This window comes from Mucilaginibacter sp. OK098 (assembly GCF_900142915.1).
GTDB lineage: Bacteria > Bacteroidota > Bacteroidia > Sphingobacteriales > Sphingobacteriaceae > Mucilaginibacter.
In genome coordinates, this window is the sequence record NZ_FRCM01000003.1 from 271,430 (window position 1) to 297,961 (window position 26,532).

The window sequence follows — 26,532 nt, forward strand, 5'->3', positions numbered from 1 at the left end:
AAATGCTTTAAATGGAAACGGGCCTGTCATAGTGGTTCGTTTCATGATCATTAAAAGACAGAAGAACAGTATATAAATTAACATGAAAAGCTTTTTTTTAGTTCTGAGCCTTTTTTTTGGCGGCGTGAGTTATGCCCAACAGATTTTATCCCCTAATAAAAAAATTAAGGTTGTTGTAGAAATGCAGCAGGCAGGTTCAGATGGCTTAGGCGAGGCTTATTTTAAAGTGCTGTATAAACGCAAAGGGACTTATGTTGAAGTGCTGCCAACTTCGCCATTGGGCATATTAAGGGCTGACCAGCAATTCGTATCCAATCTCAAATTAATCGGCGAGAGCAAGTCTGCCGCAGTTCATGACAAATATGAAATGCTGACCGGAAAGCGGAGACTTTGCGAAAATTTTGGCGCCGAAAAAACGTTTAATTATCAAAACGCCTCAAAACAGCCCATGAATATCACTTTCAGGGTTTATAACGATGGGGTCGCATTCAGGTATGCTTTCCCCAACAAATCCGACTCTACTTTAGCAATTACCGATGAAGCTACCAGTTATGCTATCCCGAAGAGTACGGCAAGATGGATGCAGCCCTTTGATCAATCTTATGAAAAATTTTATCTCCTTAATACCGGGGCAAGTGACGAAAAAAACAATGGTGAGTGGGCATACCCGGCCTTGTATAAGGTTAATGACCAGCCTTTATGGGTGCTGATTTCGGAGGCAGGTATAACGCCGCAAAATTGCGCGGCGCGGCTTAGCTATAAGCCAGGCACTAACCTGTATAAGGTGAGTTACCCTCCGGCGAAAAAAAGCTGGCATGGCGGAACTGTGTCCAATTTGCCATGGAAATCGCAATGGCATGTGATGATAATTGGCGGACTAGCTGACCTAATGGAAAGTACACTAATCACTGATGTGAGCGAACCTGCTGCCTTTAAGGACACGAAATGGATTGCGCCGGGAAGCGTTGCCTGGGTATATTGGGCGAATAACCACGGCTCAAAGGATTATCAGAAGGTGATAGAATACATTGACCTTGCCCAAAAAATGAAATGGCCTTATGTGCTTATCGACTGGGAATGGGACGTAATGTCAAATGGTGGAACACTAAAGGATGCCCTGAGTTATGCAAAAGGTAAAGGTGTCAAAACGCTTTTATGGTACAACTCGGGCACCGATTGGCTTGATCCGACACCGGCAGACAAGCTGTTAACACCAGAGAAAAGAGCAAAGGAATTTTCATGGCTGAATGAAATTGGTGTATCAGGTATCAAGGTCGACTTTTTTGCGGGAGACCAGCAAGATATGATGAAGTATTATATGGATATTCTGGAAGACGCAGCAAAATACCATCTTTTGGTTAACTTTCATGGAGCTACCTTACCCCGTGGCTGGGCGCGTACCTATCCTAATTTAATGAGTACCGAAGCGGTGTACGGTGCAGAATGGTATAATAACGATGGTATTTTAACAGATAGGGCTGCTGCGCATAACACAACTCTTCCATTTACGCGGAATATAGTAGGTTCTATGGACTATACGCCGGTAACGTTTTCCAATTCGCAGCACGAACATAAAACATCCTATGCGCACGAGCTGGCTTTGGCTGTTGTATTTGAATCGGGACTGCAGCATTTTGCAGACAGGCCTTCTGCCTATTATGATTTAGCGGATGCACCCCGTAAATTTCTGATGGACTTTCCTACAACCTGGGATGAAACGAAGCTGATAAACGGCTATCCGGGCGAAATGGTTGTTATAGCACGAAGAAAAGGCAAACTATGGTATGTGGCCGGGCTTAATGGGAAAGATACTCCGCAAACACTTGATTTGAGTTTTAACTTTTTAGGCAACGCGGATTATTCCTTCCAAATATTTAAGGATGGAGCAGATACGAAGTCCATTACAAGCGAAACCAACGGTGTGAAAAGATCAGATACACTGCACATCCAATGCCTGCCCCGTGGCGGCTTTACTGGAGTGATAGGCGGGAAATAGCTGATAGCTTAAATAAAAATTGGTTAATAATGAACGAAGACGACGTTAAAACAAGAGATTAATAATATGAATAAGAAATTTATACCCATCGTGTTAGCTGGCTTACTTTTTAGTAATGTTTTTGCTCAAAGTAACAATCCAAAGAAAACGGCAAAAACCGAAAGAATAATCAGCCTTGACTTTAATAAAGAAAAAGGCCCTTTAAACACCGCATTTAAAGCGTGTGTGGGTGCAGGCCGTGCAAATGAAGGATTAAGAGCCGACTGGCAGCAGCAGTTAGCTATTGCTGGGAAAGAATGCGGTTTCAAATATATCCGGATGCACGGATTGCTCACCGATGATATGGCTGTTTACAGCGAAGATGGCAATGGTAAGCCGCAATATAATTACCAGTATGTTGATGCTTTATATGACTACATTATCAGTATCGGCATGAAGCTATTCGTAGAGTTAGGCTTTATGCCGGGAGCGCTTGCCAGTGGAAATAAAACAATTTTTTGGTGGCGGGGCAACGTAACACCGCCTAAGGATTATGAAAAATGGGAGGGGCTAATTCGTAACCTGACACAACATTTTACAGAGCGATATGGAGCCAATGAAGTGAAGACCTGGTATTTTGAGGTTTGGAATGAACCGAATCTGAAGGATGGCTTCTGGACGGGTTCGCAAGCAGACTATTTCAAACTATACCAATACAGCGCAAAGGCAGTTAAAAGCGTAAACCAGGCATATAAAGTTGGCGGCCCTGCAACAGCAGGTGCGGCATGGGTGCCTGAAATGATAGCCTTTTGTAAAAATAATTCGGTGCCTATTGATTTTATCAGCACACATTCCTATGGTGTAAAGCAAGGATTTCTGGATGAGCATGGATCGTCTGGAACCGTACTTGATAAAAACGAATGGAGCGTTAGTGGCGACGTTTTAAACTCGCGTAAGCAGATCCAAAATTCAGCTATTTCAGGTCTTGAACTACATTATACCGAATGGAGTTCGTCTTATACGCCTGCCGACCCGCTTCATGATAGTTATCACGAAGCAGCGTATATACTTAAAAAGTTAAAACAATCTGAACCTGCGGCCAATTCAATGTCATACTGGACGTTTACCGATATTTTTGAAGAGTCAGGGCCACGTTTTACCCCTTTCCACGGCGGATTTGGTTTAATGAACATCGAGGGGATCAAAAAACCTGCATTTTTCGCCTATTCCTATTTAAACAAACTGGGTGAAACTGAGTTAGCCAATCGTGACAGCTCATCGTGGGTCTGCAAAAATCACAAAGGAGATGTTCAGGTATTGTTATGGGATTATACCTATACTTTGCCCGATTCGGTAAACAACCAGGCTTATTATATTAAGGATCTGCCTGCCAAAACGAAGGGCAAAGTAAAAATAAATTTATCGCATATACCGGCTGGAAGGTACACGATGGAAATTTATAAAGTAGGTTATAGGGTGAACGACGCATATACAAGCTATGTGGATATGGGCAGGCCAGGACAGTTAACCTTGCAGCAGGTTAAGAAGCTAAAGGAACAAAATGGCGCTCCCGTGGCAACACAGCAAATTGAAATAAAGCCCGGCACTGCGTTTTCCCGCGAATTGGATATAAGGGAAAATGATGTTCTGTTGATAAACCTGGTTAAACATTAAGCAGCAAAGTTTCATTTAAAGAATCATTTCAGAAAGCGACAAAAAATAAAAAAGACACTAACTATATACCTTGCAAATAACTCCAATGATAAAAATAACTAATAAGTTTTTCCTGACGTTTTGTATGCTATTGCTAGCCGGCTTGTCAGTTAACGCTCAAACATTATACGTTGGCACCAATTATCATCCGCATGACGATAAGGATCAGGAAAAAATAAAAAAGGATATCATGTTGATGAAGGCTGCCGGATTCAAGTTGGTTCGGATGGGCCATTTAGCCTGGGACAGTTATGAACCCTCGGAAGGTAAGTTTGATTTTGAATGGTTTGATTTTGTGATGGATATGATGAATAAGGCAGGGATTAAGGTGATTCTTGATATCGCTATTCGCCCGGCTCCTATTTGGTTGCATCATAAGTACCCCTCAATTGATGTTACAAGTCCGGCTGGCGTGGCACAATATCCCAACCATCGCTACATGGATGATGTAGGTAACCCGATGTATCAAAAATATGCTGTACGCTATGCGGATTCACTTACAAAGCATTATGCCAAACACCCGGCCCTCTTAGCTTTTGGCATTGATAATGAATCTGGTGACGGCCCTATTTCCTATTCAGAAACGGTGAGAAAAAGATTCGTTGTTTGGTTGACGAATAAATATTCGAACCTTGATAATTTAAACAAAGCATGGGCTACACAACGTTGGTCAAGGCGGATTAATGAAGTTGATGAAGTTGGGCTACCCGCAAGCGGCGAAAAAAATGGCGCCCCTGAGAAAATATTAGATTTCAGACGTTTTATTTCAGATGAAGTCAACCAGATATTATTCAAAGTGCTCGACAAGGTTAATACCAATGCCCCCGGTGTACTTACCAATACCAATGCCTGGTTTTACAGTGCTTTGAAATATTTTGATTATTCACAGATTGCCTATTCCGGCAAAATGGCACGTGAAGGGGCAGGCTTTTATCCCGGAAATTCGTTGATAACAAACTGGGGGATCATGAATGCCCTGTTTGGGATTTCCCGTATTCAGTTTGAAAGTACAACCCCTTTTTGGTGCAGCGAGTTTACTACAATGACGGCGGTGCCCAATTCCATCAGAAAATCGGCCTATGCCACACTGATGTATGGCAATCAAGCGGTTTGCGGATGGACCTGGCAAAGTATGTGGTCGGGCGAAGAGCAATACCTGGAAGGGATGCTTGATTGGGACGGAACCCCCAACCGTAAGTATGACGAATACAAAAAGATAGCCACCGAGTTTAAAAAGATTGAAAAATTCTTTCCCTACAAGTCCAGCCCCGAAGTTGGCTTGGCATTCTCTTTCCCCAGCCAGATAGCCAGCAGTTCTTTCCCCGAGGCGCTGGACCAACAATTACAGGCCTGCTGGAATTTGTTTTATTTCCGCAATATGGATTCCCGTGTTGTTGAAATCAGCAAAAGTTCATTAAACTACAAATTACTTTTTGTGCCTGGTGTAACGGTAATGGATGAAACAACTGCCAATAAAATCCGGGATTTTGTAAAAAATGGCGGGACTGTTATTATGACAAGTAATTCCGCCGTGGTTGACGAAACCGGGAAAGTATTTGCATCCACCCATCCGGGGCGTTTAAGCGATGTATTTGGGATACGGGTAGCAGGTTATGAAGAAACAGAAACGATGAACGAATTATCCCGTGCATCACTGAAAGGCAAAAAAATCGAATTAAATTATAAAGGGAAAAATATTGAAACTGAATCAACGCGGTTTGATGTTATCGAATCTAAAGGCGCTGAAATTCTTGGTAATATAACCAGCTTAGATAAAGATTATCCGGTTATTACCGCTAACCAATACGGCAAAGGCAGGGCAATTTATGTCGGCTTGCCTGCCAGTGGCGAGGTACTGGGTCCATTGCTTGACGAACTGATAGATAAACTGGGTATTAAAAAAGGCCCCCAAGTACCAGACGGTGTTATGGCACGTCAAATCGATGCGAAACATGTTTTGTATCTAAATACTGGCAGGAATGCGGTTGAAATCAAGTTAAAAGGCGCCTTTAAAGGCATACTTACCGGCAAAAAATTTGTCGATAGCTTTAGTTTGCCGTCAGAAGAGCCGGAACTTATCGAAATTGACTGATCTTTTAGAATATGTTACAATAATATCTAAGGGCACTGAATTGGTAATAAGAATTTATATAGGTTAAAATGTTTAAAAGATTAATAAGGTATTGCGGCATCTGCTTTTTTTTATTGTTGTGCGCGATAAAGGGAATAGCGCAGAACGCGCAGCAAACAAGTCTTTCAAAAAGATCGAAGGAGTGCTTTGATTTTAACTGGCAGTTTCATAAGGGCGACATAGCGATCAAACGGGCAGTGAAAGCTGCTGGTTATGGAGGTTTAACTGATATCAACGTAAAAGTTGAAACAAACAAAGAAGCAGTTATTGCTTATACCGATGTTGATAAGGCAGCTATATTCAAACCCGAAGACTGGAAGGAAGTAAACCTTCCGCACGACTGGTGCGTGGAGGGGACTTTTGTTAATGATAAATCAATCGGGAGTTCGCCTGCCGTAAGCGGATATTTGCCTGGTGGGATAGGTTTTTATAGAAAAGAATTTGAAATACCTGAAACGGATAAAGGAAAAAAGATCTCTGTAGAATTTGACGGGATTTTTAGAAACAGTACCGTTTGGGTTAATGGTCAGCTTATAGGCAACCACCAAAGCGGCTACACTCCTTCAAACTACGATTTGACAGATGTTTTGCGTTACGGTAACGAAGGCAAAAATGTTATTCTGGTAAAAGTTGACGCTACCGAATACGAGGGTTGGTGGTATGAAGGGTGTGGGATTTACCGTCATGTTTGGCTCGATAAAACCAACCCTGTGCACGTTGATCGGTTTGGTACCTATGTTACTACATCCCCAGTTTCGCCGGATGAAGCAGCTGTCAACATAAAAACCAATATAAAAAACGAATACGGGGTAGTTAAAAATGTTACGCTAACCTCTAAGATCGTCGATAATAAAGGCGTTGTGCTCAATATAAAGACTTCCTCGCAAGCAATTGAGCCGTTTAGCACTACTGAATTTTCACAAAAAGGAGATATACAAAAGCCATTGCTTTGGTCGCCCGAAACGCCGAATCTTTATAAGGTACTAACAGAAGTTTCTGAAAACGGGATTGTCATCGACAACTATGAAACCATTTTTGGGGTAAGAATAATCGAAATTAACCGAAATGGGGTCTTTCTGAACGGAAAGCTTTATCCTGTGAAGGGTACCTGCAACCACCAGGATTTTGCCGGGATAGGTGTAGCCTTGCCTGATAAAATAAATGAATATAAATTAAAGTTGCTCAAAGAAATGGGAAGCAACGCTTATCGTTGTTCCCATAATCCACCAACTCCGGAACTGCTTGATATGTGCGACAGGATGGGTTTGCTTGTACTTGATGAAAATCGCATGTTATCAAGTTCTGAAGAAGGTAAAAAGGATTTGACAACCATGTTATACAGGGACCGCAATCATCCATCCATTTTTATGTGGAGTATGGAAAATGAAGAAGGGATCCAGGGTACCGTAACCGGGGCAAGGATACTTAAAACACTGGTTGACATCACACATAAAATTGACCCTACGCGCCCCGTGACTGCTGCCATGAATCATGGACGGAACGAAGGCGGGTATAGTGATGTGCTGGATGTTGTGGGGTATAACTATGGCGACAAGGGATTGGCCTATGTGAGAGACCATGAAAAATATCCCCGGCGAATAGAGTTTTGTACAGAAGCCACAAGTTTTATTTCAACTCGTGGGGAATATCAGAACGATTGGGGAAAAGGTTATGTTTCAAACCTTGGGCTATGGCAACCCAACTGGGGACCGCTGCCCGGCGAAGACTGGGCTGACATTGTTAAATATCCCTATCTCGGAGGGTTGTTTGTATGGACAGGTTTTGACTATCGCGGGGAACCTACACCATACCAATGGCCGTGCTTAACTTCTCATTTCGGATTTATGGATATTTGCGGCTTTCCCAAAGATGGATATTATGCGTACAAAGCTGCCTGGACAAATAAACCGGTAGTCCATATTTTTCCGCATTGGGACTGGCCCGGCAAAGAAGGAGACAGTATACAGGTGCATTGTTACACCAATTGTGATGAAGTCGAGTTGCTGCTCAACGGCAAAAAAGTGGGCACGCAAAAAGCAGTTCCGTATACTAAGCTGATTTGGAAGCTTGTATATAAACCCGGTAAACTGGAAGCAAGGGGTTATAAAGGCGGAAGATTGGTAACCACAGACATTGTTAAAACCACAACTGCGCCGGCGCAGGTTACCCTCAGCTGCGATACCAGCGTACTTAAGGCAGATGGTTGCGATGTGGCAGTAATACGGGTGGCGATTAAAGACAGCAAAGGAAGGGTTAATCCAACAGCCGCGAACCTGATAACGTTTTCCATTGAAGGCCCCGGACGAATCATTGGTACAGGCAACGGTAACCCCAGCAGCCACGAACCGGATAAAGCCAGCCAGCGGATGGCGTTCAACGGCTATTGTTTGGTGCTGGTTCAATCAAATAAACAGGCGGGGGAGATCCGGTTAAAAGCAAGTTCTGAGAAGCTTAAAGGAGACGAAGTGGTTATAAAAGTTCAATAGGATGAACTATTAAACTATCGCTTCGTCAAAAAAAATAAATCGTTATGAGACAGCATAATATTTACAACGTATTATATCACATGAAAACAATGCTTATCGCCGGCTTGCTTTTGGCTGGCAGCATGGTATGCCAGGCTCAAAATCCCAATAAAATTGAGCGAAAACAGCTATTTGACTATAAATGGAAATTTTATCAGGGAGATACGGCAGCAGCCAAATCACGGGATTTTAACGATCTAAATTGGCGAAGCCTTAATTTACCGCATGATTGGAGTATTGAAGGGAACATAGGTCCTAAAAATCCAACAGGCGGCGCAGGTGGATACTTTCCTCCGGGTATTGGCTGGTACCGGAAAACCTTCAAGGCCCCCGACGGATGGAAGGGCAAAAAAGTTTCTATCTATTTTGAAGGGGTTTATATGAATTCCGAAGTTTTTATTAACGGAAAATCACTTGGGATCTATCCTTACGGTTACTCATCGTTTAGTTATGACCTGTCGCCTTATTTGGATTTTAATAATGAGAATGTAATAGCTGTAAGGGTCGACAATTCGCAACAACTAAACAGCCGTTGGTACAGTGGTTCCGGTATCTATCGCCATGTTTGGATGATGGTTACCGATGCAGTGCATATTGCTAAATGGGGCGTTACAATCACAACCCCTGATGTTTCTTCGGAAAAAGCAACCGTTCGAATTAAAACATTAATTAAAAACGAAACTGGTTTATCTCAAAGCATTGTACTTAACACCCGGTTGCGGGACGCTAATTCTAAAGATGCAGGCTATAATCGAATAAACATTGGAGTGGCCGCCAATAGTGAGAAGGAAGTGACGCAAACAATAATCGTAGCGACTCCTTTGCTATGGACACCGGAAACGCCCCGTTTATACAATGCGCAAATACATATCATAAAAATTAATAATATAGCTGACGAGACTGAAGCCAGTTTTGGGATACGTTCCCTCAAATTTTCTGCTGAAAACGGGTTTCAACTTAATGGAAAAACGGTTAAGCTTAATGGCGGGTGTGCGCATCACGATAACGGCTGCCTGGGTGCTGCTGCATTTGATCGGGCTGAGGAACGGAAGGTTGAGTTACTAAAAGCTGCTGGCTTCAATGCCGTAAGAACTTCTCATAATCCCCCTTCCGAGGCTTTTTTAAATGCTTGCGATAGGCTGGGTCTGTTGGTGATAGATGAATCCTTTGATGGGTGGAGAACCGGCAAGAACAAATATGACTATTCCGTTTATTTTGACCTGTGGTGGAAGAGCGACCTTACTTCGATGGTAAAACGAGACTTGAACCATCCATCTGTTATCATGTGGAGCATAGGCAATGAGATCATAGAACGAAAGGAACCACGAGCTGTAGCTACTGCTAAAATGCTCGCAGGTTGTATCCATGAGCTTGATCCTACCCGCCCTGTAACATCAGCCATGACAACATGGGACCAGGACTGGAATATATTCGATCCGCTGATGGCAGCGCATGATGTATGCGGGTATAATTATCAGCTGTTTCGCGCTGCCACCGATCATATAAGAGTTCCTTCCCGTATCATTGTACAAACGGAATCCTATCCGCGCGACGCACTTGCCAACTGGCAACTTGTCCAAAAAAATAAATATATTATTGGCGACTTTGTGTGGACAGCGATAGACTATCTGGGTGAATCAGGTATTGGTCGGTATTATTATCCCGGCGAGACGGAAGGAGAACATTGGACGCACGATTTTTATCCCTTTCATGGCGCTTATTGCGGAGATGTTGATCTGACGGGATGGAGAAAACCAATTTCACATTACCGCAGTTTGCTTTACAACGGAAACGAAAAGATCTATATGGCGGTTAAAGAGCCGAACCCGCCTTCAGGTGAAATTAAAGAAACATTGTGGTCTGTGTGGCCAACCTGGGAAAGCTGGACCTGGCCGGAAAATGTAGGAAAGAACATCCAGGTAGAAATTTATTCGAAGTATCCTAAGGTGAGACTCTACCTCAATAATAAACTGATTGGCGAAAAATCAACTACTGAAGAACAGGGATATAAAGCTGAATTTGCAGTGGCTTATGCCCCGGGTGTAATTAAAGCCGTAGGCGTGGATAATGGTAAGGAAGTTGAATCAACCAATTTGCAAACGGCCGGCGATGCAACAAAAATTCAGTTAACTGCTGATCGAAAAGAAATAGCAGCAAACGGACAGGACTTATCATATGTTACTATAGAGATAACTGACGGGGATGGGGTATTTCAACCAAATGCCGCAAACCGGCTGGACTTCAAGATTGAAGGCTGCGGCACTATTGCAGGAATAGCAAATGCGGACATGAAGGACACAGACCCATATGTTGGAAATACCCGTAAAGCATGGCGCGGGCGGGCATTGGTTGTAATCAGGAGCACACACAGCGCCGGTGGTATTAAACTTACCGTTAGTTCCACAGGGCTTTCGGGAGCCGTACTAAATATCAAATCATTTCTAAAAAAGTAGCTTTAGCTGCAAGATAAAAGACGATCTCACATTCAGAGATACGAGAAGTTCAGATAATGCCAATTTCAAAATTTAAAAAGTAAAAAATTGAAAACTCCTAAAATTGTTAAAGCCTGTTTGTTTACAGCCCTCTTTTTCCTTTGTTGTTTTAGCGGCCATGCACAAAAAAATGCACCTGCCCCTTGCGGACCTTTGCCTTCGGAAAATCAAATGAAATGGCAGGAACTGCAATACTATGCGTTCGTGCATTTATCGTTGAATACTTATACCGATCAGTCCTGGGGATTCGGTAATGAAGATGTTAAACTCTTCAACCCAACAGCGCTGGATTGCCGCCAATGGGCCCGCATCTGTAAAAATGCAGGGATGAAAGGAATTATTCTTACCGCCAAGCACCATTGCGGTTTCTGTCTTTGGCCTTCCAAATACACCGATTACTCTGTGAAAAATGCCCCCTGGAAAAATGGTAAGGGAGACGTGGTCCGTGAGATGGCAGATGCCTGCAAGGAGTATGGTTTAAAGCTCGGCATTTACCTGTCACCCTGGGACAGAAACCGGGCCGACTATGGCAAGCCGGAATATATTACGTATTTCCGCAACCAGTTGACGGAACTGCTTACCAACTACGGCCCTATTTTCGAGATCTGGTTTGACGGCGCTAACGGTGGCTCGGGATATTATGGCGGTGCAAATGAAACCCGTATGATCGACCGTAAAACTTATTACGACTGGGCCAATACCTATAAACTTGTGCGCAAATTGCAGCCCAATATCGTCATATGGAATGATGGCGGAGAACGGGCCGACCTGCGATGGGTAGGAACAGAAGGCGGATCTGTCGGTGAGACAAATTGGAGCCTGCTGAATGCCACGGGTGATGTACCTTATGATATGTTGCATTACGGAGTGGAGAACGGCGATGCCTGGGTACCCGCAGAAGTTAATACGTCTATCCGGCCTGAATGGTTTTACCATCCGAGTGAAGATAAAAAGGTGAAGACTGTACCGCAATTAATGGATATCTACTACAATTCAATCGGCCATAACGGTAACCTGCTGCTTAATTTCCCGATTATGTCGAACGGACTTGTCCATCCAACAGATGAAAAAAATGTACTGGATTTTGGTAAGGCTGTAAAAGCGGCGTTCTCAGTAAATCTGGCTAAAAACAAACCGGCAACTGCGTCCAATGTACGCGCCAGAAGCAAAGAATTTGGCGCAGGCAACGCGACTGATGATAATAAAAATACTTATTGGGCCACAGATGACAATGTTAAAGCGGCTTCACTTACGATTGATTTCGGCCGACCAACCAGGTTTAACCGCTTTTTAGCGCAGGAATACATTGGATTAGGGCAGCGGGTAAAAGCGTTTACCGTTGAAGCACTCATTAATGGCAAGTGGCAGGAACTGGCAAAAGGGACAACTATCGGATATAAACGCATACTAAGCTTCCCGACTGTTAAGGCCACTCAGGTACGGCTGCATATTATTGATGCTAAAGCCTGCCTGGTTATCTCTAACGTTAGCGTTTATTATGCTTCGCAAATACTTGCCGCTCCCTCCATTGCCAGAAACCAGGCCGGTGAAATAACCATAACACCGGCAGATAAGGAATCAGCAATTTATTATACCACAGACGGAAGCATGCCGACCCCCGGAAAGAAAAAATATAGCCGACCTTTTCTCGCGGACGGTAAACCACAGATACGTGCGATTGTTTACGATCCCTCTAACCATCAAAGCAGCCCCGAAACGCATGAAAAATTTGACATTGCGAGAAAAGACTGGAAAATTGTTGGCATTGACGATAAAAAGGCTTCTGCTGTTTTAGATGGCGATCCGTCTACAGCATGGCACCAGGATAAAAACAAAAAAATGCCGGTTGATTTGGTGATTGATTTGGAAAAAGAAGAAAATCTATCCGGTTTCAGATATCTACCGGACCAGGGCCAATGGAATCCGGCTATTATTGCCGGCTACGAGTTTTATGTTTCGGATAATGGCGCAGACTGGAAACTGGTTAGCCACGGCGAATTTCCTAATATAAAAAATAATCCTTTGTGGCAAACCATAAAGTTTGCCAGGCAAAAAGCCCGTTATATAAAATTGAGAGCGGTAAAGAATACAGAGAATAGCGATGATGCGGGCTATGCCGAAATAGATATAATTACAGAATAGCAGTATTTTGTTATTAAGCCGCTGAATAAACAATTATGAATAGACTTAAAATAATCATGGTGATTACAATCACGCTACTTTGCCCGGTGCGATTGTTTTCGCAGGTAAATTATTTCGTGTCATCCCACGGAAGTGATACTAATCCGGGTACACTGGTAAAGCCTTTTGCCTCCATTTCCAGCGCGGTGGAAAAAGCCAGGGGCCAAAGTGGTAAAATTAACGTGTGTCTGATGGGGGGAACTTATCGTTTGGACCGCCCCGTTATTTTCACCGGTCAGGATTCAAGGCAAAACGGCAGCACACTTACGCTTACCAGCTACAAAAAGCAAAAAGTAATTGTCACCGGTGGCGCAGTGCTTCACCTGAAATGGGCGCCTTATAAAGATGGCATTTGGAAAGCCGATGTGGCACAAAATGTTCAGTTCGACGAACTGTTCGTGAACGGGCAGTTACAGCATATGGCCCGCTATCCCAATTATGACCCTTCTGCCCATTATTTGGGTGGAACTGTAGAGGATGTGTTATCACCACAGCGTATCGCCCGTTGGAAATCGCCGGAGGGCGGATATGTACACGCATTACACCCTTCCCAATGGGGTGATGTTCATTACAGGATTACCGGGAAAAATGACAAAGGTGAGCTAGTACTGGAAGGAGGATGGCAAAACAACCGCCGCATGGGGATGAGTGAAAAACACCGATTTGTTGAGAATGTTTTTGAGGAACTTGATACAGCGAACGAATGGTACTATGATAAGAATGCTAAAACGCTATATTACTTTCCACCTGCCGGGCTTGACCCGAAGGCCGCAACATTTGAGACACCGCAGCTTGCGAGCCTGTTCGAATTCCGCGGTACGGAAACAAAACCCGTTAGAAATATTACAGTATCCGGTTTGATTATCACTCAGACGGCAAGGACCTTTATGCAAAATAAGGAGCCTTTGTTGCGCAGCGACTGGACGATTTACCGCGGTGGTGCCGTAACGTATGAAGGCGCGGTAAATTGCAAACTAGTGAATTGTACGCTGGATAATGTTGGTGGTAATGCCGTGTTTTTCAGTAAGTATAACCGTAATTGCGCGGTATCAGAGTGCCAGATTTCTGATGCAGGAGCAAGCGCAGTTTGTTTTGTCGGTGATCCGGGCGCAGTTCGTTCTCCTAGTTTTGAATATAACGAGTTTGTTCCATTATCGAAAATGGATCGCACGCCGGGACCCAAAACCAACAATTATCCAAAGGATTGCAGCGTATATGATAACCTGATGTTTAACATTGGATTGGTGGAAAAACAATCGGGCGGTGTGGAGCTGTCCATGTGCCAAAATATCACTGTCAGTCACAATACAATTTATGATGTTCCCCGCGCAGGCATAAATGTAAGCGAAGGAACGTGGGGTGGTCATGTTATCGAGTACAACGATGTTTTTAACACGGTTAAGGAAACCGGCGACCATGGAGCCTTTAATTCCTGGGGCCGGGATCGTTATTGGCATCCCGACAAAAAGAGACTGGATTCAATTGTGGCAGCATACCCGGATTGGACCCTGCTTGATGTGGTAAGGCCGATCATTCTGCGCAACAACAGGTTTCGTTGCGATCATGGGTGGGATATTGACCTGGATGACGGATCTAGCAATTACATTATTTACAACAACCTTTGTTTAAACGGAGGTATTAAGCTGAGGGAGGGTGTGAACCGTGTTGTCGAAAACAATATTATGATAAATAATACCTTCCACCCTCACGTATGGTTTAAGAACAGCAATGACATATTCAGGCACAATATAGTGGGTGCGGGCTATCTTCCGATCGGGATTTCTGTATGGGGGAAGGAAGTTGATTACAACGTATTTCCTGACTCCGCCTCCTTATCCGAGGCACAGGCGAGAGGAACCGACATCCATTCAGTATCCGTCCCGCAGGTATTTGAAAACCCGGCAAAAGGAGATTTTCGGCTTAAGGCCAATGATGATGCATTTTCAGTTGGCTTCAAAAACATTGCAATGGACAGGTTTGGAGTGGTTTCTCCAAGGCTAAAGGCAATTGCCAAGCAAGTTGATTTTCCTCTGGTTGTGGTGCAAGGCCCATCAGTCGATAGTGAAATTGTTGATTTTATGGGTGCAAAGGTGAAAAAGTTGGCTACCCTGGGAGAACGATCCGCAACGGGAATGGATGATATCAGGGGCGTTTTGGTCATATCAATAATACCTGGGCGTGCCAACGCGTTTTTCCAGGCAAATGACGTGATCATATCACTAAATAGTGTACCAACGAACAGTTTGAAGGAATTGCAAAAAGCAAGAATGTCGGTTATTGCGACATCGGCAGAAATTGTCATTTTCCGTAACCAACGTGCGTATACTAAGAGAGTCGAGTTTGATGACCGTAAGTAAGCCGGGCTTAAGATTACGCTCAAACTTCTACGTGTAAAAATCAATACAGTGCCTCCTGATATTGGAATAGCTCAATAATTGCAGCTATGTAATAGCTTTATTTATAAGCATTTGCATTTGCTTGTACATTTGGTCTATGTTTTTATTCATCCCTGCCCCCTCCTTCTTTCTAAGTTACCATAGTTTCACCTCCCGGAATATATCTTCAACCCGGCAGTATTAAAAATACTGCTTTTGAATAATGTTCCACCAATTATCCATTGAACCAACATTTAATTTATTTTTTGACTTACTACACAGCTAACTGTGCTTAAGGTATTTAATGATATGTTAAAAAAGCCACTAATAGCCTGTAATATGTTTTTTGATGCCGAAGTTCTGCAATCGATTGCATATGGCAATAGATTCTTTGTATCAAAAATAGCATGGGTTGCCGCTGGGAAAGAGCACCAGGATGAACCCCAGCTTATAAATATAAATTGAGTTTTGCATGCGAGTACTTTAAAGCCAGCTATTCTTACCCTTAATATCCTGAATAATCAACCAATTATTTCACTTAAATTTTAAATTCATGAAAAGAAAACTACTAACAAAATTCCTGATTTTTATCGGGATGACCTTATCAGCTTTATTGATAAGTCTACCGGGCTTTTCCCAAACGGGGAAAATTACCGGCAAAGTGTCGGGTTCGGACGATGGGCTTTCCCTGCCTGGCGTTACGGTTAGAATAAAAGGCACGTCTGGGGGTACGGTTACGAATGCAGACGGTGTTTATTCCATAAATGCTGCTCAGGGAAGTACCTTAATTTTCTCTTTTCTTGGTTACGAACAAAAAGAGATTGTCATTTCGGCATCAGGCACACTTAACGTAACCCTGTCTAAAAGTACCAATAGCCTCAACGAAGTAGTTGTAATTGGATATGGTACGGCTCGCAGAAAAGACCTGGTAAGTTCTGTTGATGTGGTGGCCGCGAAAGATGCAGGTGCCAATACATCAACAAGTCCCGCACAATTATTGATAGGTAAAGCTGCGGGCGTTCAGGTGTTGCAGGCAAATGGTGTACCTGGTTCAGGAGCGCAAATCATTATACGCGGCACCGGTTCCTTCACTGATGTTAGCCCGCTTTACGTTATTGACGGCATCCAGGGCGACGCCAACCTTTTTAATACGATCAGTCCGCAGGACATTGAAAACATAACCATATTAAAGGACGCTGCGTCTACGGCAATATACGGTGTAGCCGCTGCAAATGGCGTTGTTATGATCACAACAAAAAAAGGTAAGGCAGGCGCCACTCAAATATCATTTATATCACAAGTTGGTCTATCCAATGTGCCGAAAAAGCTCGATTTACTAAAAGCGGCCGATTATGTAAAGCTCCTTAAAGACATTGATGTTTCGCTCAATCAGACAATACCGGCAAAACTTAACACGCCGTATGTTTTGGTTGACAGAACCGACTGGCAAAACGAAATTTTTAAAACAGCTTTGTCAACTCAAAATGATGTGAGTGTAAGCGGCGGAGGTGACAAGGTTACCTATAATATGTCGGCAGGATATGTAACGCAGCAAGCCCTGGTTAAGGATTATCAGTTTAAAAGGTTTAATAACCGGTTCGTATTGGACGAAAAATTGGGCCGCTTTCATTTCGGGCAAACTTTAAATTTAAGGTACACCAAAACTAATGGCCAAACAGCAAGCATCGGTAACGCACTTACTTATGCTCCTTATCAACCCATTTATGATTCTTCAATTCCGGGCGGTTACTCCATCCTTACCAATGTTGATGACAACAGCAATGCCGGAAACCCATTACAGCCGCTAGGCGTACAAACAGAAAGCAGCCGTGAAATGGTATTATATCCACAGGTATTTGGCGAAATAAGAATCATTGATGGTTTAACATTTCGTTCGCAGGCATCAGGAGTATATGGCAGTAGTGTAAGTGATTCTTATCAGATACCCTATGTAACTTCTAATAAACTGGCTTTCGACCGGCAGGCGGGACGTTCTTCCGGCAGCTTCTCCAATTATACCATTGAGAATTATCTATCTTATAACCATAGCTTCGGTAAACACAATCTTTCACTAACCGTGGGTACGAGTTACATAGACGCAGGTAATACCGAAAGTCTTGGTGCAACAGGGACCGGTATGCTTACTGATGCTGTAAAGAATATAGCTGTAGCCACAACTATAACCGGGAGTGCTTCTTCAGGTTATTACACTCAATTTGGCGATGTACAATCATATTACGGGCGTTTGATTTATTCTTATGACGATAAGTATATTCTTTCAGCCAGCATAAGGCGTGATGGATCTTCAAATTTTGGCCCCTTAAGCCGTTACGGTAATTTTCCGGGTGTAGGCTTCGCATGGCGTTTCAGTCAGGAAGATTTCATAAAGGCAGCCCTTCCATTTATCAGCGATGGTAAACTGCGCGTTGGATGGGGGCGTACAGGTAACAACAGGTTCGGCCTTACGAGTACAAATGTGTTTACCTTTGCCGGATCGCCTACCGGAAATTTGGTCTATTCTTTTGGTCAGCCTGAACAATTCGTTAGCGGAACAACGGTTACTACCATCGCCAACCCATTATTACACTGGGAATCAACTGATCAAACCGATGCCGGCATTGATCTTGCATTTCTCAATAACCGGGTAACTTTTACTGCCGATTACTATAACCGGAAAAGTAGTGGTTTGTTAGTGCAAATTCCCCTGCCGCCAAGTTTAGGTGTAGGCATAAATACAGGAGGCAGTAGTGAGACTGTTAACGCGGCCGATGCACAAAACAAAGGTTTTGAATTTCAACTAGGTTACCATTCTGAGGTTAAAAGGGATTTTAGCTATAACATAAGTGTTAACGGCGCTTTTAACAATAATAAAACAATATCGCTGGGTGTCCAATCGCCAACTCCGATAATTGGAGGAACCGGTGCTGTAGAGACAATGACTATGCAAGGCATCCCTATCGGATCATACTATGGTTATAAGGTTGATCATGTAGCCAGAAATCAGGCTGAAATCGATGCGTTAAATAAAATAGCGCAGCAGAAAAGCGGCAATCCGACTGCAGTTTACCAGGCTGGACTGCTCCCGGGCGACTTTATATATAAGGATTTGACCGGCGATGGAACCGTTAATTCAAAAGATCAGCAGTTTTTGGGGAGTTCTATTCCAAAGTTTATTTACGGAATTAATTTGGGTGCTACCTTTCATAATTTCGATCTTAATATAGTGTTATCAGGCGTGCAGGGCGTGCAAATTGGAAACAATCTGAAATCCACTTTGGAGTTCGCGGCAACAGGGCATAACGCCTCAACCGCCATATTAAACCGGTGGGAAAACCCGGGCGACAATGCCGCATTGCCAAGAGCAGGACAGAATGCAACCGGATCTGGGAATACAAGGCCATCAGATTTCTTTATAGACAACGGCGCCTATTTACGTGCCCGTAACATCACCCTCGGTTATACATTTAGTAAGGCCACTCTACAATCGTTTTCGGGTAAGGTTTTAAGCAAACTGCGTATATATATTGCCGCGGAAAATTTATTTACGATAACCGGCTATAAAGGGTATAATCCCGAACTAAGCACGGTTAACGGTGATAACAATGCGAACGACACTATTTTTAACCGTGGTATTGATAATGGCCAGATACCGCAGCCGCGTACATTTTTATTCGGGATACAAGCAGGATTTTAAGTGACATTTTTAAAAAATATAAACATGAAAAAATATATAAAATTTCTTATGACGGGAGGGCTTTTGATTCTCTCGATAGGGTGTAAAAAAGATTTAAGTTTACCAAATAAAAGCGCGTACACGTATGACACTTATTTTACCAGCGATGCTGCAATAAACCAGGCCGTTGTGGCCACTTACGCAGGTTTGTTGCATACTGGTTTGTGGGCACGGGAGTGGTATTATACCTTTGACCTGCTTGGCTATGATGGCAAAAACAATCAGCCCCTGGTAGGCGACCTGCTGCAAATGGCTCAGTATAATTTTGGTCCGGATCTTGACGTGATGAACGAAACATGGTCAGCATTATACCAGATAATAGCGCGCGCCAACGTCGTTATTGATCGTGCAGGGGCATGGAAACCAGCTAACGCCACGGAGACAACTGACCAAACTCAATATATTGCCGAGGCGAAATTTCTGCGTGCTTATTCCTATTTTCAACTCGTTAATTGTTTTGGGCGTGTGCCTTTGCGTACCAAGTATATCCCCCTGCCAACACCTGCAGAGATTAACCTGGCGAGATCACCTGTTGCAGATGTATGGGCGTTTATCGAACAGGATTTAAAAGATGCTGAGGCAGGCCTTCCTGTTTCATATCCTGCTGCTAATTATGGGCGTGCAACACAAGGTGCTGCAGTGGCACTTTTGGGTAAATCTTATTTATATGAGAAAAAATGGAGCCAGGCACAAACCGAACTTACGAAGTTAACCCAGTCAACTTTCGGTTATGCACTTGCACCAGTATATAACGACCTCTTTGACGATCCTAACCAGGATAATATTGCTAAAAACCCTGAAACCATTTTCCAGGTGATGAACCAACAGTGGACTGATTGGGGTATAGGTAATCAATACTACCTATTTGGGGGCCAGGAAACCTGGGGCGGAAAAGCAACACACTCAGGCCGTGCGCAGGAATATGGGTTTAATGATTGGAACAATGTACTTGTAACTACAACTGCTGTTAAAGCCTTCACCTACCCTAATCCACAAAACCCATCTGCGAATTATGTAGACCCCCGCGCAGCTTTCACCTTTTATGGCGATGCTGCAAGTGGCGGGCAAACGCAATATTGCCAGCAATGTTCTACAGGCCCCGTAGCTTATCCTTACGCCACAAAAGGGTACGAGTGGCTTAAATATGAATATTATAATAAGACAGCGTCTTTTGGCGGACCGGCAAGTGGTATAAATGGCCAGGTAATACGCTATGCTGATGTATTGCTTATGCTGGCAGAAGCTTACATACAGCAAGGAAATACTGGAGCACAGCCCTTGGGATTGATTAACCAGGTACGCAGCAGGCCAAGTGTTAATGCCCCGCAATATACCTCGCTGGGCAGCCAGACGCAAGCCATGACCATCTTAATGCGTGAAAGACAGTTAGAACTAACAGGTGAACAAAGCCGTTATTTTGACTTAATACGCTGGGGCATTGCGAAGCAAACAATAAATTCAGAAAGGCAAATTGAGGATGGTACACAGCCCTTCCAGGATAAAAATGTGCTTTTCCCAATACCTTTAGCCGAGAAGAATGCCAATTCTGCAATTGCTAAAGATGTTACAGGTGACTGGAATTAATAAGTTTTAGTTTATAATTATGAGAGCTTGCGACATTAAAATGTTGCAAGCTCTTTTTAGTTTAACACTGGTTGTCCATTCCTGTAATCATTTATTAATGCTCCGGGGTAACACCAGCAAATACATTTATCATTTCATCTATAACAGGGTTCTTTGCCTTTATGATAAAATCTTTATCACATTCGCATAGGTCAAATCATCAGAAGTTTTTTCAGGTAAGGAAACAATCAAGCCGTTTTCATTTCTTTCAAAACTTAACGACTGCTTTGTTGGCACCCATTCCATTTTCTGAATCTCCTTCGGAAAGTGTTCGTTATTTTTTGCTAAACTTTTTATAATCAACTTACCATTCTCCGGCCACCCCATTGCTGTCGCATAAAGCGCACCGTCTTTTGTTGCAAAGCGGATGTCTTCATGTGTAAACGGTTTCCCTTTCCCTTCATTGAAACCTTGTGCACTTAGTTGCGCTGCCGCTTTTTGTGCCGGGCCTTCGCCAAATATTTTCCATGGCCTTGTAGCATAAATGCTTTCGTTATTCGCCTTCATCCATCTGCCAATTTCTTCAACTATCCTTCTTTCTTTTTCATCAATGGTGCCATCGCCGCGAACAGGGATGTTTAACATCAGGTTTCCGTTCTTGGCTACAATATCAACTAAAGTTTGAACTACCGTCTTTGCCGTTTTGTATCCATCGCGTTCGTACAGCGCCCGGTCGTAGTGCCAGCCGCCAATACAAGTATCAGTTTGCCATGGCAATGGTTGAATTTCGTTGGCTTGTCCTCTTTCAATATCCCAAACCATTGCTCTACGTTGGTTTGGATCCAATATTTTTCCATTGATCACGGCACGAAGTTCCCCATGCTCTTTAATGCTCTTATTGTATAAATGGGCTGCTATTCGTAAACCAACATCGCTAACCGGCCAGAGCGGAAGTTGATTATCATCGAAATAAACAAGATCAGGATTGTATTTGTTGATCAGCTCTATGGTCCGGTTATAAAACTTTTCGATGTATGCTTTTGTTGGCGGATATACACCACCTCCCCAGCCCCATTGCTCTGCGTTGAAATTATCATCTAAACTGCCCTGGCTTAAGGGATGATTTTGAGCATACAGCTCTTGCGGATCCAACCCATCCCACCATTTTCCTTTTCCGTCTGCCGCTGTAAGTTTTCCATCATAAGGTATGCCTGCGTATGCCCCGGTTTTATCTGAACGTTGCGCCACTTCATACCAGCGCCAGGCATGCGAGGCGTGAACACTTACGCCAAATGGAAGTCCGTTATTTCTTGCTGCCTGTGCCCAACCGCCGATCAAGTCTTTTTTCGGCCCGATCCTGATCGAGTTCCAATGCTTTTGATATTTACTATCATACAGGTCAAAATTGTCATGATGATTGGCAAGCGCCATAAAGTATTGTGCACCGGCGCTTTTATATAAGCCCACCAATTCTTCAGGATTCCAGTTTTCAGCCTTCCATACATTGATCACATCCTTAAATCCAAACTTTGAGGGATGTCCATATTTTTGTAAATGAAGCTTGTATTGCCATGAACCTTCCTGGTACATGCCTCTGGCATACCAATCACCCGCTTCAGGCTGGCATTGCGGCCCCCAATGCGCCCACATGCCAAACTTTGCATTGCGATACCATTCAGGCGTTTGATAATTCTGCAACGATTCCCATGTGGGATTGAACGGGCCTTTTGCAATCGGCTCATTTACAAATTGGCCTTCAAAAAAATTATTGCCTAATGCCCGCGATAACCATAACGATGGTAAAGTGGCGGCAATTCCTTTAATTAATGTTCTGCGTCTCATTATTAGAAGTTAAGTAGGTTTATAAAAACTTGCTGAGTTAGGTCAGCATTATGATTACAATTGAAAGATCTTGTCCATCAAAATCCATTTCTCTCCTTTTTTAGCCCAGGGCAATGGTTGTTGAAACTTCCACATTAATTGTTCCCATTCCTGAACTTTTTGATTTGTATCGTCCATGGAAGCTTTGCGTTCAAAACTAAAACTATCATCAGTTTCCATGATCATGAACAAACGGCTACCCGTTCGGTAAATTTCCATATTGCGGATGCCCGAATCGGTAATACTTTTCATGACCGCAGGCCATGCGTTCTCTTTTTTGTGCCAGTTTTCATATTCGGCAATTAGTTCCGGGTTATCTATCAGGTCAACGGCCAGGCAATATTTTTTCATTTTTGTTCGGTTTTTGGGGATGATTAATTTTAAGCAACGTACATTTGTTAAACCATTTCCACTATTGCTTTTATTACGCCGTTAGCGGGGTTTAGCCAACCCTCAAATTCATCCTTCACCTGGTCAAAATAAACGCGGTGAGTGATATAAGTGGTTGGGTCGACTATTTTTTTCTTCATTGAAGAAATTACATGCTCAAAATCTTCTCTTGTTGCATTCCTGCTGCTCATGAGTGTTGCCTCTCTTTTGTGAAACTCAGGATGGCTAAAGGAAATCTCTTCTTTCTGCAGCCCGATCAAAACGTACCTTGCTCCGTGCGACATGTATTGAAACGCATTATTAATGGCTTTTAAATTTCCTGTTGCATCAATTACAACTGTTGGCATATCACCATTCGTGATTGATTTTAACTGCTCCGTTACATCAGCGTCCATTGCATTAATGATGTGCTCCACCTTTAACTTTTCCTTACAAAAGCTCAATCGGTCGTTGTTGACGTCAAGCGCAATCACACGCGCTCCCGCAATACGGGCAAATTCCATTGTTCCCAATCCAATAGGCCCCGCCCCAATCACTAAAACAAATTCATCTTTTGTTACTCCTGCTCTTTTTACCCCATGTGCGCCAATGGCCAAAGGTTCAACTAATGCCAATGCATCAAAACTCAATCCATCACCATGAACCAAAGAATAAGATGGAACAGAAAGATATTCAACCATTCCTCCATCCTGATGCACGCCACACACTTTTATGTTCTCGCAGGCATTTTGCTTTCCTTTACGGCAGGCAATGCATTTACCACAAAAGAAATACGGAATGAATGTTACGGCCTCTCCAATCTCAAAACCCGGCGCTCCGTCAACCGCAATTAATCCACCTGAAAGCTCATGACCAAGAATGCGCGGATATTCAAAATAGGGTTGTGTTCCTTCAAAAGCATGTAAATCGGTCCCACAAATTCCTATTCGCTTAATTTTTATGATGGCTTGTCCTGGTTTTAATTGGGGTTGTTCTCCAATTGCATATTCAAACTCGCCTGGTTTTGTACACACTAAAGTTTTCATTTTCGTTTTATTAATTTCAAGCAGTAGTTGCCCGTCGAAACAAGGGCGCGATATCTGCTTCAATTAGATTTTTATTTTTTAATTCTTTCCAAAATTGCGTTGGAATATTTTTGTCAACCATTTCCAGGTTGGATTGAACACGATCCGCATTAGTTGTGTTTAATGCTATGCTTTTTATTCCGGGCACATTTAGTGCAAATTGTACACATGCTTCAGCGGGTTTAACATCAAACTTATTGCATGTTTCAAAAAACTCATCCCGCCATTTGTACAATGCCTCATTTTGCAAAGCACCTCTTTCAATCAGGCGATAGTCGAAATAATTACTACCTACCAGGAAGCCCGAATGAAACACTGCGGAATTAATTACATAAACACCTTTTGCCGCCATCTCCGCAATAAAATCCAATAGTTCCTGCGAGTGACTTTTTATAGTCATACTGTTGGCAATCATGATCCAATCCAATTCTACATCCTTCGCTATCCGTTCTATGATTTTCCAATTTTTTGCACCCACACCGATAAACTGTACTTTTCCATGCTTTTTTAAATCATGCAATGCCTTGTACGCATTGAGAATATCATCGTACAATTTCTCCGAATGCTCATGATCTTTTGCGGTATTGATGTATTCATCCGGATCATGAACAGAGACCATTTGAGGAAGATATCCATTAAGCAATTCATTACCCTGTTCGAAACATTCGATAATGCCATCATAACTTATTTTTTGAACCGCATCATGTTTTAAACCCTTCCAAACACCGGGCTCGAAAGTTGGTTCTTTTGTTATTAGTTTGGTGCGAAACCAACCTAACTTGTTACTGATAATAACGTTTTCCCGCGGAATATTCAATTGCTTAAGACACTTTCCAAGCGTTTCCAGCGCAAGGCCTGCACCATACTTACCGGCAGAATCAAATACCACCTTTCCTTTCGATAAACGGACACATTCACTTACGATATTCAACTTCTCTTCATTTTGAAGAGCAATAAATAAGTTCCCTAAGCCACTGGTGCCAAAAATAACAGGCGGAAGATTCAGATGTGCTTTCTCCAACTCTTTTGGTGCTGTATTTTTATATTCCTTCATTTGTGCTTCTTAATTTTAGTAACATATTATAATGTTGCGCCAATCGGCGGTTCTTCTTCAAAATCAACTGCTTCAACCGTTTTATAACCCCTCCATCCGAAGTATGCTATGATCACAAAACAAATTAGTGGAACTATATAACCTAATTGGATATTGCCGGTTGAATCACTGATTACTCCGAAAATCCTTGGCAGAATGGCGCCACCAACGATGGACATGATTAATAAACTACTCCCATATTCCGTATCGCCACCAAGGTCAGATATTCCGAGGGCAAAAATGGTTGGGAACATTACAGACATAAAAAAGCAAACCGACATCACTGCATAAACAGTGATCATTCCATGGGCTGTAACCGCTACGGTACATAACAAAATGTTGATAACGGCGTAAATTGTAAGCAACCTGTTTGGCTTAATGTATCGCATAAGGAAAGTTCCGAGAAAACGGCCGATTAAAAACATTATACCACAAGCGCCTAAGTAATCTGCGGCTTTCATTTCGCTTATGCCTGCAGATTTAGTAGCATACAATACAAATAAGCTAAAAACACAAACTTGCGCGCCTACATAAAAAAACTGTGCGATTACCGACCAGGTAAGATGTTTATGTTTAAACGCATGCAGAATATTTCGGCTTTTCTTTCTTCTTGTCACTTTGTGTTGAATCTTGGGCAACTCGGTTAATGCAAAAGCAAGGGCAATGAGTAATAATACAGTGCCCAAAATAAAATATGGAGTTTTAACTGAAGAAGCTTCTGATGCCAAGGCGATCCGTTTTACACTGGGTGCCATTGCATTTAGTTGTTGTTCAGTATATACTTTGACAAGGATCACCCTTGCTCCAATAACAGGTGCAAGGGCAGCTGCCAACCCATTAAATGATTGGGCAAGATTCAGTCGTTGCGTACTCGTTTCGTGAGGGCCTAAAGCCGCCGCATACGGATTGGCCGCTGTTTCGAGAAATCCTAAACCACAGGCTATAACAAACAATGCAAACAGAAAAAATAGATAAGACTGCGTGTTAGCAGCAGGGATAAATAAAAATGAACCGATTGAAAAAAACATTAACCCTGTTATGATGCCAACCTTATAACCAAATCTTTTCATTACATAACCGGCCGGTAAGGCTATAAGGAAATAAGCGATATAGACTGCTGAATCAACTAAGGTTGATTGTGTAGTTGTTAGTGTAAACGATTTTTTTAAATGCGGGATCAGAATAGGATTCAGGTTGTTTGAAAACCCCCATAAAAAAAATAAAGTAGTCACTAAAATAAATGCAAACCCCGTTTTGGAAACTTTAGTCGTTGCTATGCTGTTGAGAGGTGAAGTGTTCATAAAATATGCATGAGAATTGGTGAAATTGGCTAACAACAAATTTATTAGCCAGCCTTATGCTTATCATTGTATTAAATAGACTTTATTTTATATAAATCCGACTTTTTCCGAAATT

General features: G+C 42.8%; 15 protein-coding genes. 10 read left to right on the forward strand and 5 right to left on the reverse strand.

Going from position 1 to position 26,532, the window contains the following annotated elements; translation table 11 throughout:
• Positions 1-82 precede the first annotated feature (82 nt).
• The 10 genes from BUE31_RS11405 to BUE31_RS11445 all read left to right on the forward strand — a co-directional run bounded on the left by BUE31_RS11405 (position 83) and on the right by BUE31_RS11445 (position 20,709).
• The gene (locus BUE31_RS11405; protein ID WP_073403510.1) at positions 83-1,996 is read left to right on the forward strand and encodes a glycoside hydrolase family 97 protein; all 1,914 of its coding nucleotides are present in this window, start codon (positions 83-85) and stop codon (positions 1,994-1,996) included.
• A gap of 66 nt (positions 1,997-2,062) precedes the next feature.
• Positions 2,063-3,649, forward strand: coding sequence for a GH39 family glycosyl hydrolase (locus BUE31_RS11410; RefSeq protein WP_073403511.1), 1,587 nt, complete (start codon positions 2,063-2,065; stop codon positions 3,647-3,649).
• A gap of 85 nt (positions 3,650-3,734) precedes the next feature.
• Complete coding sequence (locus BUE31_RS11415) at positions 3,735-5,780, forward strand: beta-galactosidase (protein WP_234997794.1); 2,046 nt, start codon at positions 3,735-3,737, stop codon at positions 5,778-5,780.
• 68 nt (positions 5,781-5,848) lie between these two features.
• Positions 5,849-8,305, forward strand: coding sequence for a beta-galactosidase GalA (gene galA / locus BUE31_RS11420; RefSeq protein WP_083619733.1), 2,457 nt, complete (start codon positions 5,849-5,851; stop codon positions 8,303-8,305).
• A gap of 44 nt (positions 8,306-8,349) precedes the next feature.
• Positions 8,350-10,797, forward strand: coding sequence for a glycoside hydrolase family 2 TIM barrel-domain containing protein (locus BUE31_RS11425; protein ID WP_083619736.1), 2,448 nt, complete (start codon positions 8,350-8,352; stop codon positions 10,795-10,797).
• Between the two features lie 87 nt (positions 10,798-10,884).
• A complete protein-coding gene (locus tag BUE31_RS11430) occupies positions 10,885-12,978 on the forward strand; it encodes an alpha-L-fucosidase (RefSeq protein ID WP_234997795.1) in 2,094 nt (697 codons plus the stop codon).
• A 56-nt stretch (positions 12,979-13,034) separates the two neighbouring features.
• Positions 13,035-15,374 (forward strand): right-handed parallel beta-helix repeat-containing protein, encoded by a 2,340-nt coding sequence (locus BUE31_RS11435; protein WP_200801912.1) that lies wholly within the window; start codon positions 13,035-13,037, stop codon positions 15,372-15,374.
• Between the two features lie 327 nt (positions 15,375-15,701).
• Positions 15,702-15,857 (forward strand): hypothetical protein, encoded by a 156-nt coding sequence (locus BUE31_RS31010; RefSeq protein WP_159440664.1) that lies wholly within the window; start codon positions 15,702-15,704, stop codon positions 15,855-15,857.
• Positions 15,858-15,945: 88 nt separating this feature from the next.
• Positions 15,946-19,086 (forward strand): SusC/RagA family TonB-linked outer membrane protein, encoded by a 3,141-nt coding sequence (locus BUE31_RS11440; RefSeq protein ID WP_073403514.1) that lies wholly within the window; start codon positions 15,946-15,948, stop codon positions 19,084-19,086.
• 24 nt (positions 19,087-19,110) lie between these two features.
• Positions 19,111-20,709 carry a RagB/SusD family nutrient uptake outer membrane protein gene (locus BUE31_RS11445; RefSeq protein ID WP_073404272.1) on the forward strand — a complete coding sequence of 533 codons (1,599 nt, stop codon included), beginning with the start codon at positions 19,111-19,113 and terminating at the stop codon, positions 20,707-20,709.
• 159 nt (positions 20,710-20,868) lie between these two features.
• Here BUE31_RS11445 and BUE31_RS11450 read toward each other — a convergent pair whose 3' ends face one another.
• From BUE31_RS11450 to fucP, 5 genes are read right to left on the reverse strand one after another with little or no spacing between them, the layout of a single operon-like run.
• On the reverse strand, positions 20,869-22,530 hold the full coding sequence (locus BUE31_RS11450; RefSeq protein ID WP_073403515.1) for an alpha-L-fucosidase: 1,662 nt from the start codon (positions 22,528-22,530) through the stop codon (positions 20,869-20,871).
• A 54-nt stretch (positions 22,531-22,584) separates the two neighbouring features.
• Complete coding sequence (locus BUE31_RS11455; RefSeq protein ID WP_073403516.1) at positions 22,585-22,920, reverse strand: L-rhamnose mutarotase; 336 nt, start codon at positions 22,918-22,920, stop codon at positions 22,585-22,587.
• A gap of 47 nt (positions 22,921-22,967) precedes the next feature.
• A complete protein-coding gene (locus BUE31_RS11460; RefSeq protein ID WP_073403517.1) occupies positions 22,968-23,984 on the reverse strand; it encodes a zinc-binding alcohol dehydrogenase family protein in 1,017 nt (338 codons plus the stop codon).
• Between the two features lie 16 nt (positions 23,985-24,000).
• Entirely contained in the window at positions 24,001-25,077 is a 1,077-nt protein-coding gene (locus tag BUE31_RS11465; protein WP_073403518.1) for an aldo/keto reductase, read from the reverse strand.
• 26 nt (positions 25,078-25,103) lie between these two features.
• Entirely contained in the window at positions 25,104-26,453 is a 1,350-nt protein-coding gene (gene fucP, locus BUE31_RS11470; protein WP_234997796.1) for an L-fucose:H+ symporter permease, read from the reverse strand.
• Positions 26,454-26,532: the final 79 nt, after the last annotated feature.

Bases quoted from the DNA above. Each gene is read 5' to 3' on its own strand.
- BUE31_RS11405 (WP_073403510.1), top strand. From the start codon at position 83: ATGAAAAGCTTTTTTTTAGTTCTGAGCCTTTTTTTTGGCGGCGTGAGT.
- BUE31_RS11410 (WP_073403511.1), top strand. From the start codon at position 2,063: ATGAATAAGAAATTTATACCCATCGTGTTAGCTGGCTTACTTTTTAGT.
- BUE31_RS11415 (WP_234997794.1), top strand. From the start codon at position 3,735: ATGATAAAAATAACTAATAAGTTTTTCCTGACGTTTTGTATGCTATTG.
- galA (WP_083619733.1), top strand. From the start codon at position 5,849: ATGTTTAAAAGATTAATAAGGTATTGCGGCATCTGCTTTTTTTTATTG.
- BUE31_RS11425 (WP_083619736.1), top strand. From the start codon at position 8,350: ATGAGACAGCATAATATTTACAACGTATTATATCACATGAAAACAATG.
- BUE31_RS11435 (WP_200801912.1), top strand. From the start codon at position 13,035: ATGGTGATTACAATCACGCTACTTTGCCCGGTGCGATTGTTTTCGCAG.
- BUE31_RS31010 (WP_159440664.1), top strand. From the start codon at position 15,702: ATGTTAAAAAAGCCACTAATAGCCTGTAATATGTTTTTTGATGCCGAA.
- BUE31_RS11440 (WP_073403514.1), top strand. From the start codon at position 15,946: ATGAAAAGAAAACTACTAACAAAATTCCTGATTTTTATCGGGATGACC.
- BUE31_RS11445 (WP_073404272.1), top strand. From the start codon at position 19,111: ATGAAAAAATATATAAAATTTCTTATGACGGGAGGGCTTTTGATTCTC.
- BUE31_RS11450 (WP_073403515.1), bottom strand. From the start codon at position 22,530: ATGAGACGCAGAACATTAATTAAAGGAATTGCCGCCACTTTACCATCG.
- BUE31_RS11455 (WP_073403516.1), bottom strand. From the start codon at position 22,920: ATGAAAAAATATTGCCTGGCCGTTGACCTGATAGATAACCCGGAACTA.
- BUE31_RS11460 (WP_073403517.1), bottom strand. From the start codon at position 23,984: ATGAAAACTTTAGTGTGTACAAAACCAGGCGAGTTTGAATATGCAATT.
- BUE31_RS11465 (WP_073403518.1), bottom strand. From the start codon at position 25,077: ATGAAGGAATATAAAAATACAGCACCAAAAGAGTTGGAGAAAGCACAT.